Origin of the sequence: Parafrankia soli, assembly GCF_001854695.1 — a bacterium.
Classification (GTDB): Bacteria; Actinomycetota; Actinomycetes; order Frankiales; family Frankiaceae; genus Parafrankia; species Parafrankia soli.
The window spans coordinates 64,108-75,920 of sequence record NZ_MAXA01000219.1 but is presented as its reverse complement, the minus strand read 5'-3'; the positions used below and the strand labels follow the sequence as shown (position 1 = coordinate 75,920).

At 69.5% G+C, this 11,813-nt stretch carries 18 protein-coding genes and 1 pseudogene; 10 read left to right on the top strand and 9 right to left on the bottom strand.

The window, feature by feature from the left end; genetic code table 11:
• A partial coding sequence (locus tag BBK14_RS19640) for a DUF4326 domain-containing protein (protein ID WP_116430117.1) occupies positions 1 to 201 on the top strand: 201 nt, incomplete at its 5' end.
• A gap of 74 nt (positions 202 to 275) precedes the next feature.
• Here BBK14_RS19640 and BBK14_RS41375 read toward each other — a convergent pair.
• On the bottom strand, positions 276 to 407 hold the full coding sequence (locus BBK14_RS41375; protein ID WP_255565754.1) for a hypothetical protein: 132 nt from the start codon (positions 405 to 407) through the stop codon (positions 276 to 278).
• Positions 408 to 749: 342 nt separating this feature from the next.
• Here BBK14_RS41375 and BBK14_RS19630 point away from each other — a divergent pair, with 342 nt between their 5' ends.
• Entirely contained in the window at positions 750 to 1,109 is a 360-nt protein-coding gene (locus tag BBK14_RS19630) for an EthD domain-containing protein (RefSeq protein WP_071061193.1), read from the top strand.
• Between the two features lie 496 nt (positions 1,110 to 1,605).
• Here BBK14_RS19630 and BBK14_RS19625 read toward each other — a convergent pair whose 3' ends face one another.
• Entirely contained in the window at positions 1,606 to 1,794 is a 189-nt protein-coding gene (locus BBK14_RS19625; protein WP_071064625.1) for a hypothetical protein, read from the bottom strand.
• A gap of 87 nt (positions 1,795 to 1,881) precedes the next feature.
• Entirely contained in the window at positions 1,882 to 3,048 is a 1,167-nt protein-coding gene (locus tag BBK14_RS19620) for an endonuclease/exonuclease/phosphatase family protein (protein ID WP_116430116.1), read from the bottom strand.
• Positions 3,049 to 3,085: 37 nt separating this feature from the next.
• Between BBK14_RS19620 and BBK14_RS19615 the strand changes: the two genes are divergently transcribed.
• Positions 3,086 to 3,502: an IS630 family transposase gene (locus BBK14_RS19615; protein WP_241831670.1), complete on the top strand. Its 417-nt coding sequence runs from the start codon at positions 3,086 to 3,088 to the stop codon at positions 3,500 to 3,502.
• 318 nt (positions 3,503 to 3,820) lie between these two features.
• Here the strand turns inward: BBK14_RS19615 and BBK14_RS19610 are convergent, their stop codons facing one another.
• A complete protein-coding gene (locus tag BBK14_RS19610) occupies positions 3,821 to 4,312 on the bottom strand; it encodes a GbsR/MarR family transcriptional regulator (RefSeq protein WP_071064623.1) in 492 nt (163 codons plus the stop codon).
• 177 nt (positions 4,313 to 4,489) lie between these two features.
• On the opposite strand from BBK14_RS19610, the gene BBK14_RS38430 reads away from it, so the two are divergent.
• Entirely contained in the window at positions 4,490 to 4,648 is a 159-nt protein-coding gene (locus BBK14_RS38430; RefSeq protein ID WP_157904302.1) for a hypothetical protein, read from the top strand.
• Positions 4,649 to 4,684: 36 nt separating this feature from the next.
• Positions 4,685 to 5,377: pseudogene (locus BBK14_RS19605) on the top strand (alpha/beta fold hydrolase); the annotation flags it as partial.
• 7 nt (positions 5,378 to 5,384) lie between these two features.
• On the opposite strand, the gene BBK14_RS19600 reads toward BBK14_RS19605, so the two are convergent.
• Complete coding sequence (locus BBK14_RS19600) at positions 5,385 to 6,044, bottom strand: histone deacetylase (protein WP_241831669.1); 660 nt, start codon at positions 6,042 to 6,044, stop codon at positions 5,385 to 5,387.
• Between the two features lie 142 nt (positions 6,045 to 6,186).
• On the opposite strand from BBK14_RS19600, the gene BBK14_RS19595 reads away from it, so the two are divergent.
• From BBK14_RS19595 to BBK14_RS19575, 5 genes are all read left to right on the top strand, one after another.
• Positions 6,187 to 6,438, top strand: a complete 252-nt coding sequence (locus BBK14_RS19595) for a hypothetical protein (protein WP_071064617.1) — start codon at positions 6,187 to 6,189, stop codon at positions 6,436 to 6,438.
• 376 nt (positions 6,439 to 6,814) lie between these two features.
• Entirely contained in the window at positions 6,815 to 7,219 is a 405-nt protein-coding gene (locus BBK14_RS19590) for a YchJ family protein (protein WP_071064615.1), read from the top strand.
• Positions 7,220 to 7,431: 212 nt separating this feature from the next.
• Positions 7,432 to 8,001: a dihydrofolate reductase family protein gene (locus tag BBK14_RS19585; RefSeq protein WP_071064614.1), complete on the top strand. Its 570-nt coding sequence runs from the start codon at positions 7,432 to 7,434 to the stop codon at positions 7,999 to 8,001.
• A gap of 595 nt (positions 8,002 to 8,596) precedes the next feature.
• Positions 8,597 to 8,974 (top strand): type II toxin-antitoxin system RelE/ParE family toxin, encoded by a 378-nt coding sequence (locus BBK14_RS19580; RefSeq protein ID WP_026310666.1) that lies wholly within the window; start codon positions 8,597 to 8,599, stop codon positions 8,972 to 8,974.
• A complete protein-coding gene (locus BBK14_RS19575) occupies positions 8,971 to 9,309 on the top strand; it encodes an XRE family transcriptional regulator (protein ID WP_071064612.1) in 339 nt (112 codons plus the stop codon). Before BBK14_RS19580 ends, BBK14_RS19575 begins: the two co-directional genes overlap by 4 nt.
• A 155-nt stretch (positions 9,310 to 9,464) precedes the next feature.
• Here the strand turns inward: BBK14_RS19575 and BBK14_RS19570 are convergent, their stop codons facing one another.
• The 4 genes from BBK14_RS19570 to BBK14_RS19555 all read right to left on the bottom strand — a co-directional run bounded on the left by BBK14_RS19570 (position 9,465) and on the right by BBK14_RS19555 (position 11,771).
• Positions 9,465 to 9,905: a hypothetical protein gene (locus tag BBK14_RS19570; RefSeq protein WP_071064642.1), complete on the bottom strand. Its 441-nt coding sequence runs from the start codon at positions 9,903 to 9,905 to the stop codon at positions 9,465 to 9,467.
• Positions 9,906 to 9,988: 83 nt separating this feature from the next.
• Entirely contained in the window at positions 9,989 to 10,447 is a 459-nt protein-coding gene (locus BBK14_RS19565; RefSeq protein WP_083391090.1) for a TadE family protein, read from the bottom strand.
• A 12-nt stretch (positions 10,448 to 10,459) separates the two neighbouring features.
• Entirely contained in the window at positions 10,460 to 10,705 is a 246-nt protein-coding gene (locus tag BBK14_RS19560; RefSeq protein ID WP_071064611.1) for a hypothetical protein, read from the bottom strand.
• A 49-nt stretch (positions 10,706 to 10,754) separates the two neighbouring features.
• Positions 10,755 to 11,771, bottom strand: a complete 1,017-nt coding sequence (locus tag BBK14_RS19555) for a type II secretion system F family protein (protein WP_071064609.1) — start codon at positions 11,769 to 11,771, stop codon at positions 10,755 to 10,757.
• Positions 11,772 to 11,813 lie beyond the last annotated feature (42 nt).

Sequence of the window (11,813 nt, the reverse complement as noted above, 5' to 3'; positions counted from 1 at the left end):
CGGCGGTACGCCGCATGGCTCGCCGGTGAGGGACCGGACAAGCTGCCCGGGGGCCGGCGCGTGGGGATGGTCTCCCGCTCCTGGGTGCTCGACCACCTGCCCGACCTCGCCGGCCATCAGCTGGCGTGCTGGTGCCCGCTGGACGAGCCGTGTCACGCCGACGTACTCGCTCGCCTCGCCACCGAGAGTGCCGGGGCCTGACAGTCCCGGTGTGGCTGGGTGTCGGCCGCACCCCTGACCACGCTGACCGCGAAGAGGAACCCGGTCACAGCCGGCTACCCCACAGCGGGACGCAGATCGGACAGCACCCCGACCTCGATTTCGAGCATCCGGAGCCTGTCCTCGGGAAGCAGCGCGAGGATCGCCTCCACCTGCACCCGCAGGCCGGGATCGGACGTCCACCTCACCGCCGGAGGCTGGCCGGCCGTCGCTGTCGCCCGGCCTCCACGGCTTGCCGGCCGGGCCGCATACCTCGCCGTCCCTCGGTCCCGCACGAACCGCTCAGCCCGATCGTCATCGAACCTTGGAGGATCTTCGACATGAACTGATCATCCGTCAGGCCACCGCGCGCCTCGCGCCCCACCAGGTCCCAGGGGGTCACTTCTCAGGAAACTGCGACACAGGCCCTCGGCGTCATCCACGGTGGCTTCGTGGCCCGCCCGCACACACCACGCACCGTGGGGTTTCCTGCACGACGTGTACGGGGCGCTCGCGGCCGCGCTCGAACCGTCGATCTCCAGGGAGAGCGTGTGATCAAGATCGTGTCCCTCATGAGCCGCAGGCCAGGCCTCACGATGGACGAGTTCATCGCCTACTACGAGGAGAAACACGTTCCCCTGGTGAGCAGGCTGCTGCCCTTCTATTCCGACTACCGGCGCAACTTCGCGGTGGAGGGCACCGAACACCGGACCGGTCACATGGCCCCGGGTCGCGCCACGGAGCGGCTGTTCGACGTCATGACCGAGCTGACCTACGAGAGCGAGGAAATGTACCGGAAGACGGTCGACGCCCTCGCCGGCAAGGAGATCGGGCGGATCATTGCCGAGGACGAGGCCCGTTTCCTCGACCGCTCGTCCATACGCACCTACATCGTCAACGAACGCCGATAGCGACGTTTGGAGCACCCACCACATCCCCGCCGGATCGAGGTTYCCGGTCGTGGTGGGACTCCCCCAGCCAACGACGTCCCCCACAACCGAGAAATACCAGGTAACAGCACTTGCCACTTCTCATGATCCTCGGGACGGGCAGAGCTCCGCGTCACCCACTGAACGCCGGAAACCATTGGTACTACTGGTTTTCTCGCCTGTCTGCACGGAACGCATCCACCGCTGCGGTGAACTGGCCGTTCAATCCACGTTCTCCGTTGTGCTGACCTGCGAAGAGATACGTCGGGCATGAACGGAACCGCGCCAGTTTACCGTGGTGTAGCCGATCTTCCACCCACCCACTACCCAGCAGCGGAAGAGAGAGAGACAGCATCGCGGCCTCCATGCGGCGAGCGAGGTCGTCTCGCGATGCGGGTGGAGGTGGCCTCGGGGTGCTCGCGAGACGTGGCACCGCACGTCGGCGTCTGCGCCGGCCGATCGCGCACGGTCCCTACGATCAGCGTGGATGATCGTAGGGAGTGCCGTCGACCGTTCCCGGGGTGGCGTGCACGTCGACGAGGGTGGGCAGGCCGGCGGATGTTGGGACGACCTTGAAGATCATGATCGCGGTCGCGCCGGCCGGAGCCRCACCCGCGGTCCGATGACCGAACGTGACGACTCCGGGATGTTCGGCGGTGCCGACCATTAGGTTCAGCTGCCAGCGAGGTCGGGCGGTAGGCACCGAAGATGCTCCACGTGCTCTGGTACGCCGCCGAGAAAACGCAGGTTAATGCTATGGACGGGAGATCGCGAGTGTGGCTACAACGCCCGCGTGATCGGAAGGCCACAGCCCAGAGAGGGTCCGGTCGCGCAGTTTGTTGCCGATTACGGTCGCCCGAACCACCTGAATGTGTCCGGAATCTGAATCTTCGGGACGCATAGAATTGTACAGCACGTAGTCGATGCGCTCGTAAAGAGTTGACGGCACCGTATCAAGGTCTATCTGAGTGGCGGTGAAGCCGCCATCAGGGCCATGGATCGCCGTCCACGCGTCCGTATACCCGTCCTGAGCGAAAAGAGCGTACGGGCCAGCGGGGTCACTGGGAGGTGCGTTCAGATCACCGAGCAGGACCACCGGGTGTGCCGCGGTGGCGAGCTTGGTACGCAGCTCTTCCGCCTGGGTATTACGGATCTGCGGGCTGTCGGGGTCAAGATGGGTATTGGCGACTCGTACCGTCCGGCCCCGAGCCGTCACGTCGACCGCTGACCAGCCGCGTGGAATCGTGATCGGTCCCGCCGCGGTCGGGATGGTCAACCGAGCCATGTAATCATGCGACTCGGAGTGGCTGACTCGCCACCGGCCGGCGGTGCCGGTTCGCACAAGAATCGYATCGTGATCGGTCAAGCTCACCTGTCGGGTAGGACCGATCGGCGACTGGGCGGTGAAGTTGGTGTTCTTCGCGGCAACCTCGTAGTTCAGGCCCTGTTCCCTGAGCGCCTTGAGCAGGATCGGCAGGTAGTCGACAGTGGTGCGCAGCGGACCGCCGATCGGGCCCTCTTTCCACAGCGCGACCTCCTGCAGGCCGAGCACGTCGGGCCGTTGCCGGGCGAGCAGCCTGGCAATCGCCCGCGCCCGCGCAGGGAAGTCAGCCCACAGCACGTGCCGGTAGGCGATTCTGGTCTGGCGGATCATCTCCGCTAGATTTGGGGCGGCGATGATTGGGGAGAGGTCGGCGCCAAGATACAGGTTGTAGGTGTTGACCTTGAGGTGTTTCGCGGCTGGCCCATCGGCTGGACGGCCGTCGAAGCCGGCCATGGCCGTCCGGATGGGAGTCGTTTCAGCCAGCGCCGACACAATGAAGGAAAAACTAGCCAGCAGCACCACTACCAGTAGCATACTGAAGCGACGCGCCGTGACGCGAAGAAGAAACGAAAGCAGCTGGATCTGATTGTTCCGCATGAGATTCCGGTAGAAATTTCACAACCCGCCGGAGAAGGTGGTCGCGCTCTGCGCCGACGAGAAAAGCCAGATCCAGTCCCTCGACCGCTCCCTGCCGATGATGCCCGGCATGCCCGAACGGCGCACCCACGACTACCTGCGCCACGGCATCACCAGCCTGGTCACCGCCTTCGACATCGCCGACCGCACCGTCGTCGGCGAGCTCCACCGTCGCCACCGCGCCATCGAGTTCCGCCGCTTCCTGACCCTCATCGACAAAACCGTGCCGGCCGACCTCTATGTCCACCTGGTCTGCGACAACTACTCCACCCACAACACCGCCGAGATCAGGACCTGGCTGGGCCGTCACCCCCGCTTCCACGTCCACTTCACCCCGACCGGCTCCTCCTGGCTCAACCAGGTCGAACGCTGGTTCGGACTGCTCACCGACAAACGATGTCGAGATCACCGGTGATGTTGGGAGAACCCTGCAGACGGGCACCGACCCCACCGACGATCACATAGCTCGCCTGATGGTCGGCGAGGCGTCGCAGCAGACCGCGAAGATGGAACCCGGTCACGGCCGGCTACCCCACAGCGGGACGCAGATCGGACAGCACCCCGACCTCGGATTCGAGCATCCGGAGCCTGTCCTCGCCCTATCCGTGCCAGCCGCCTCCGACAGAACGCGACACCCACCGGGCGAGAACGAACGCCCCCTACCCGTCCATCGATGGCAGGCGCGGCGGCCCAGGACCGCCCCAACGCGGACTCGGCCGACGTGCATCAGCTCTCAGGCGCCGGAGCGGCCGGTGGCCTCCCAGCGCCGGAGCATGTCGGTGAGTTCCCGGCGCATGAAGTCGAAGAAGGCCAGGGACTCCGCCAGCCGTCGGCCGGCGACGCTGTCCGGCCCGGCGACCTCGATGCCCGCCCGGATCTGCTCCTCCCAGCGGGCCAGCGCCACGTCCCGGCTGCGCATGATGTTCAGCCACACGTCGGCGTCGACGCGAAACCGATCCTGCCGTTCACCGGCCGGCCGCTCGCGCACGATGATGCCTGCTCCGGTCAGCATCCGCACCGCGCCGGAGATCGACGCGAGGCTGACGCCGAGGCGTTCGGCGAGCTCCGCGGCGCTCAGGCTCTCCGCCTCGGACGCGTACAAGCAGACGAACACCAGGGCCGGCATCCGCGGCAGACCGGCCTCGCGCAGCACGCCGGCGAACCGCTCGGTGTAGCGGAGCACCGCCTTACCGTCGGGCTCGGCAGGCGTCTTCCTGGTCGGCACAGCAGGACTCCGTCCGCGCTAAGTTTTCAGAAATTTTCAAAAAATTTGATACAACCAGCAGGCAGTGGCCTCGGAACCGGTCACACCCGCCGTCACTCCGCCCGGCACTCCGCCCGGCACTCCGCCCGTCGCTCTCCGGCCGTCGCTCTCCGGCCGTCCGATGGAGGATCATCGCAGGTGAGTCGCTACCGACGAGACCTCGCAGCCGCACGCCGTCGGCTCGCCGCCCCACCCGCGCCGCTGCGCACCGTCTCGACACCGCAGGGCGCCGTGGAGTACCTCGATCTCGGCGAGGGAACACCGGTGCTGGTCGTGCACGGCAACAACGGCGGCTGAGACCAGGCGGCGGACTGGTCACGCCGGCGCCTCGGCCCCGGTCACCGCACGATCGCGGTGTCCCGGTACGGCTACCTGGGCTCCGAGCTGTCCCCGGGCGCCACCACCACCGGCCAGGCCGACGCGCTGGCCGCGCTGCTCGACGCCCTGAGCCTCGACCGGGCCCACGTCGTCTCGCTGTCCGCCGGTTCGATGGCCGCGGCGCGGCTGGCCCTCAGCCACCGGGATCGGGTCGAACGACTCGTGCTGGAGTCCCCGGTGCTGCCCGCGGCCAGGCCGCTACGGCTGCCCCCGACGTTCGTCCTGCGGGCGATGCTGCGCTCGGAGCGGCCGACCTGGCTGACCACCGTCCGCCCGTCACTGGTCGCCCGCGCCAGCGGCGTCGGCTGGACGAACCTGGACGCCGACGGCCAGGCCGAACTGGCCGAGATCATGACCACCCTGCTGCCGGTGCACCCCCGCCGCGCCGGCATGATCTTCGACAACGTCGTGACCGCACCCGAGATGCTCGCCGACCAGCTGCCCTGGGAGGAGATCAGCGTCCCGACGCTGGTCGTCACCGCCGAGGACTCCCCGCTCCCCCGGCCCGCCGCCGCGCGGGCTGTCGTCGACCGCCTGCCGCGCGGGAACCTGCTCGTCCTGCCGCGTGGCGGGCATCTCCTGCTGGGGAACATCGGGCCGCTGCGCGCGGCGCTCGCCGCCTTCCTGACGGACATCACGCCCAGGTGAGGAGGGATCACCCGGCGGATTCGGTCACGTCCGCGGCGGTGAGACGTCCGGCGATCTCGTCGGGCTGCCAGACGCCGTGGGCGCCGGGCAGCCCGGCCAGGTAGGCGGCGATCCGCGCCGGCGGCCAGCCGTTGCCCTCCCGCAACCCGGCCGCCAGCATGTCCAGGTAGGCCCCGGAAGGAGCGGTGAGAGCGACGTCGGCCAGCCCCCACGGGGCGGTGAACGTCAGCAACGGCACCGGACCCCAGTGGCCGACGAGCAGCACCGTCTCGTACCGGCCGGGCCCGAGAACAGCCCGGCCGGCGCCGAGCAGAGCGGTCAGGTCGAGGTCGCCGCCGGGTTCCCGGTGCATCTCCTGCGCCGCGATGTCGACGAACTGCTGGCGGCTGAGCAGGTACGCGCGGGCCGCGGCCAGACCGGGCACCGCCGGGTCGTAGAACGCCATCCCACCACCCCAGACCTCCGACTCCAGGGCGAAGTACACCGATCCCGGCAACAGGAGCGGCGCGGTGGCACGCGGCGGACGACGGTCACGGCAACCCGGGTAGACGTGGGTCGTACCCGGCATCGTTCCGCCCGCCAGGTAGTAGGCCAGCCGCGACGACCGCAGGTTCGACCCGTAACTGACGTACCAGACCAGTGGCGTGCCCGCCCGATCCACCGCCACCTCGGCCTCCTCGACCACCGCTCGCCGCCCGGCTGACCTCCACGCCCGTCCCATCCTGGACCGTCGACAGTTCTCACCCCCGTCTCACCCCCGGATCAACGCCCCTGCGGAGACGACGGCAGCCCAGGCTGGCGTTCCTCAGGTGGTGGTAACCCAGGCGGGTGACCCGCTGTACCGGGCTGGCCGGGTAGCGGACCTGGGTGTCGGCGCGGCACACGACGGTCCGGCTCCGACCACCGAGTCCCTGTCCGCCGCGCTCAGCACCGCTCTGACCCCCGAGACCCGCGCACGCGCGACAGCCCTGGCCTGCACGATTCGCAGCGACGGGGCGACCGTGGCCGCAGCGCTGCTGCTCGACGCGGTCAGCCGAGGAAGGCCTTCCGTGTCCGTGTGAACCCCCCGAAGCAGCCGGCAGGTCTCGCCGCGCGCCCGCCGGGCGTCGTGGACTACCGAGACCGCCACCGCGATACCCTGACGGGCATCAGCTCAGCCCACGCCGTGCGCTCGTGGAGGTCCCTCCTGACCGAGATGATGGCGCCCACGTGGATGCGTGCGGTCGCCGGCTCTCGGCCGCGCACACCGATCAGCGGCCGCGCTCGTCACACGCGCACGAACAAGGCACCTCGCCGGAGTCCGAGCTCGCCGGGGCCGGCGCTTGACCCGGCGACCTGGATCGCCGAGGTTGCCGAGGCACGCGGGCGCGCTGGCAGTGGTCCTGAGGGCCGGCAGGCGGAGTTGACCTGCTCTCTCGTGACGCCACGCCGCACCGCATGAGCGTCGTCGACCAGTGCCCGTGCGGCTCCCGCCGGGAGTACGCGGAGTGCTGCGAGCCTTTCCATCTCGGGAACCCGGCGCCGACCGCCGAGGCGCTCATGCGATCCCGCTACAGCGCCTTCGCCCGCGGCCTCGCGCCGTACCTGCTGCGCACCTGGCATCCCTCGACGCGCCCCAAGCGCCTGGACCTGGACGCCGGTATGACCTGGCGCGCCCTGCAGATCGTCGACACCGTGAACGGCGGCCCGGGCGACGACACCGGTGTCGTGGAATTCCGCGCGATCGCGCGCTCGGCGGACGGCGAGCGTCGCGTGCAGCACGAGCGCAGCACGTTCACGCGGATCGACGGCCGCTGGCTCTATGTGGATGCCGGGACGGGACCGCTGGTCCGCGACCGATGATCATGCGGCCGCCTCCAGCCCGGTTTTACAGCCTCGCCAGTGCTGCCCTCGAGCGACACTGGCAGAACAGGGTGCCGGTCCTTCGATGCTGCGGCTACGCGATCCTCGCACCCYCCCAGCAGGTCCGGACGGGGGACCGATGAGAAATGGCGGCGGCGCTGGTCTGATGACGGTCCGCCAGATGCCCGCGACCGCAGCAGGGAGAGCCACCCATGAGACCGCTCCGATACTCGATCAACATCACCCTCGACGGCTGCTGCGACCACCGGGTAGGGATGATCCCGGACGAAGAGTCGCATCGCTACTGGGCCACCAATCTGGAACGAGCCGATGCCCTTCTCTTCGGCCGGGTGACCTACAAGATGATGGAGGCGGCGTGGCGGCAGCCGGCGACGGGAACGTGGCCTGACTGGATGGCTGACTGGATGATCCCCTTCGCCCGAACAATCGACGGGGCAAAAAAGTACGTCGTGTCGGGCACCCTGGACCGGGTCGACTGGAACGCGGAGCTCGTACAGGGTGACCTGGGGAAAGCCGTTCAGCAGCTCAAGCAGGAGCCTGGCAGAGGCCTGTTCGTGGGAGGCGTGACCCTCCCGCTGGCCCTGGCGGATCTGGGGCTGATCGATGAGTACGAGTTTGTCGTGCAGCCCATCCTTGCGGGCCACGGGCCGACGTTGTTCGCCGGCCTGAGCGAGCGGCTCGAGCTGAAGCTCGTGGGGCGCCAGGAGTTCCGGTCGGGGGCAGTCGCCCTGCGGTACCAGCCAAGTCGAGTCTCGGCTTGAAGGTCGGCCGCCCCTGGACACACGGGCCTGGCAACTCCGCCACAACGCCGAGGTCGTTGACCGAAGCGGCACCGGATGTCCCAGCGCGGACCCGACCGACGTACGCCAGCCTCTTCAGGCGGCCGAACGATCGGCGCGGTAGGCATCGATGACCACGGTGAACTGGCCGTTCATTTGACGTTATCCGCTGTGCTGAGCTGCGAAGAGCCTGATCCGGCGTGAGCGGAAGTGCGCCAGTTTACCGTGGTGCAGTCGATCTTCCCATCGCCACGTAATCGATCTTCTACCCGCAGGCTGTCCCGCGACAGGACGAAGACGAGAAAAGCGGCACCGCCCGGCCCTCGACCCGAGCTCGCGATCGTACGCCCGACACCCCGTCGCGACCGACGATCACTACCCGTGATCGTCGCGACAGCCGCCGGGGACCGCCCTCGGGGCAGCGCGCATGTCGACGGGGCGAGCGATCCTGGACGCTCCGCTCCACCTCCGAGCGGAGCCAGTCCCCAGGTGGAGGGGCGAGAGCTGGGGCTAGTGATCTACCTCGCCGTCCTGGGATCAGTGAGCCCCTACTTAACATCTGGGTTAAGCTGTTGCAGTGTCGCGCTGGGAAGTGCTCTTGGTCGACGATGTCGCCGCATGGTTCGTTGACCTGACCAAGAATGACCCCCGCTCGGCCGACCTCGTTGAAGACGCGATCGATCGGCTTGCGGCTACAGGCCCGACGCTCGGTCGGCCGCTGGTGGACCGGATCAAGGGTTCGCGCCACCACAACATGAAGGAGCTGCGGCCGGCTTCGACGGGCCGGAGCGAGATCCGGATCCTGTTCGCGTTCGACCCGGTCCGCCGGGCGGTGCTGGTGGTAGCCGGGGACAAATCCGGCGACTGGCAGCGTTGGTACGAGACAGCCATACCCCAGGCCGACGAACGCTACGACCTCCATCTGGCCGAACTCGACGGGAGGGAATACCGGTGACAGCACTGCGATGGGAAGACGTCAAGCGCCAAGCCGAGCAGGCACGGACCGCTGCGGGCCACCTGCCCCGCAGCGACGCCGACCGCGAGGCAGGGCAGCGCCGCCTCGACGACGAGATCCACGCCTACCGGCTGGCCGAGGTGCGGCGCAGTCGTACCCTGACCCAACGTGAAGTCGCCGAGACGATGGGCGTCTCCGGCCCCCGCGTCTCGGATGTGGAACGGGGCAAGCTCGACGTGGTCTCCGTGTCAGTTCTGCGCGCCTACGTCGAGGCCCTCGGCGGGAAGCTGAAGGTCACCGCCGAGTTCGACGACTCGAGCTACATCGTCGCCTGACCGCCACCCGCCCGACGGGGCCCTGCCGCGAAGCCCGCGACAGGGCCCCGTTTGCTTGGCAGCACCAACCATGATCATGGTCCGCAAGAGGTCCGCTGGACGGTGTAAACCCGCATGACCCCGCTCAACGCCATGACCGCCAGGGATCACTGGTACTACTGGGTTTCTCGTCTGTCAGCACGGTAGGCATCGACGACCACGGTGAACTGGCCGTTCACGGTTACGTCGGCGAGGCCGCCCGCGACGGCGCCCACCCCGGGCAGGTCGACGTGCGCGCGGACGCACACGACGAAGCGGGCGCCTGGTTCGAGAGTGGCGGCGCCGTCACCCGGGTTACCCGCGCCGCAGTCGGCTCCCTGCGGGGCGAACCTGACCTCGGGCGCGCCGTCGATGCCCTGGTCGGTGAAGGCGAGCTGGGCGGCGAGCCGGGCGCGTTCGAGACCCGCGGTCTCGCTCTGCGAGGTCGCGAAGGCGCGCCCGGCCTCCCGGGCGGCCTGCGTCACGCCGAAGGCCGAGCGCTGGACGGCGAACACGGCCAGAAAGAGGTAGACGAACGGGATGAGGAGCACGATCGAGAGCCCGACAAACTCGATCATCGCCGAACCCTGATCGCGGTCGGCACGCCCCGCGGCGTGCGCCGGGCCCGCGGCGTGCGTACCGGCGGCGGTCGGTTCGGGCGTCACGGGGTCTCCTTGACCGCGTGGCCGGTCACCGTCACGGTGACGCCGTCGCCGAGTGGGACAAGGCTGAGCGGCACCACGACCGTGCAGGTCACCTGGACCAGGGGGATGTCACCAGGGCCGACCTCGTCCTGCCCCGTGCAGACGGTGTCCGCGCGGCCGGGGAGCGTCTCGGCGATGAGCCGCTGGGCGTAGGTTCCGCCCTCGCTCGCCGGTACCTCCAGGTTGGCGGCGTGGCGCGCGCCCTCGGCGGCGTCCGCGGCCAGGGTGTTGCGCACGTGCAGGACCAGCCCGACCTGGATGACGTCCAGGATGAGCATCAGCAGCAGCGTCCCGACCAGGACGAACTCGACGATCGCGGACCCACTGTCACCGTCACCGGTCACCCGATCCGCGGGGACGTTCGGGACGGCCGGCCCGCCCCAGCGCCACGGGAACCGTGGCGGCCACCTGCGCACAGCCGCGATCGTTCAGTCGCCGGCGATGCCGGTCACCTGTTCGATGGCCGAGGTGAACAGCGTCTGCAGGGCCGGCGTCGCCAGGGTGGCGATCGCGACCACCAGCGCGGCCGTCATGACGGTCACCATCACCCAGCCGGGCACGTCCCCGCGGTCGGCCCCGCGCAGGGCCAGCCGCTCCCGCCGCGCCGCCCAGCGCGACACCGCTCGTGCCGCGACCCAGCCGCCGTCCCGGGCCCTCGCTCCGAACTTTCTCATGGTCCCCTCCCTCATTTCGATCTGATGCCGCTCGATCTGATGCCGCAGGTCACTGCGCGATCACCGTGAAGCTGACGAGCGCCGGGTAGAAGGCGAAGATCACCGTCGTCGGCAGGATGAGGAAGACCACCGGGATCATCATCGCGATCTCCTTGCGCCCGCCCGCCTCCAGCAGCTGACGCTTGCCCGCCTCGCGGACGTCCACCGCCTGCGCTCGCAGGACGTCCGCCAGAGGCGTGCCGCGCTCGATCGCGACGGCCATGCCGTCGACGAACCTGGCCAGCGGCGGCAGTGACGTGCGGGTGGCGATGCCCTCCAGGGCCTGCACGAGCGAGGCGCCCGCGTGCGCGTCGGCGAGCGCGAGCCGCAGCTCGGTTCCCAGCTCGCCGTGGGTCAGGCGGCTGACCCGCTCCAGCGCGCCGATCGCGGACTCCCCCGCGGTGACGGCGAGCGCCAGCAGCTCGGCGACGGTGGGGAACTCCATGAGCATGCGGTCCTCGCGCTCGCGGATCGCCCGGGTGAGCCACCAGTCCCGCGCCAGGATCCCGCCGGCGGCGCCGGCGACCACCAGCGCGATCCCGACAAGGGCGGGCGGCCCGACCCCGAACAGCGTGCGCATCGCCAGGACGAGGGCGCCGAGCAGGGCACCGGCGACCGCGCAGATCACCTGCTGCACCCGGAACTCCTCGACGGGGGTGCGCCCACCAGCCTGGACGAGCCGCCGGTTGAGGGCCACCCGGCCGCCGAGGAAACCGTCGAGGCGGCGGGCTGCGTCCTCGACAAACGGTCGGACCAGCGCCTCCACCGCTCCGAGCCCGAACCGCCCCGCCGTGCCTCCCGCCATGATGGGACGTCCGCCCGCCGGGCCGGAGGAATCCGACTCGGAGTGCCCGCCGCGCCGGGCGCCGTCCGCCAGCAGGCGCGACGGGACCGGCGTGTCGCGCAGGTACGGGTCGAGTCGGTCGGCCAGCCGCACCTTCCGCGCGGGTGGCGACCGGTAGATCACGATGACGAGACCGACGCCCAGGACGAGCCCGAGCAGCGCGCCCGCGGCCACCGTGCTCACCGAGCCGCCCCCGGCTCCCGGCCCACCCGTCCGTCCGAAGAT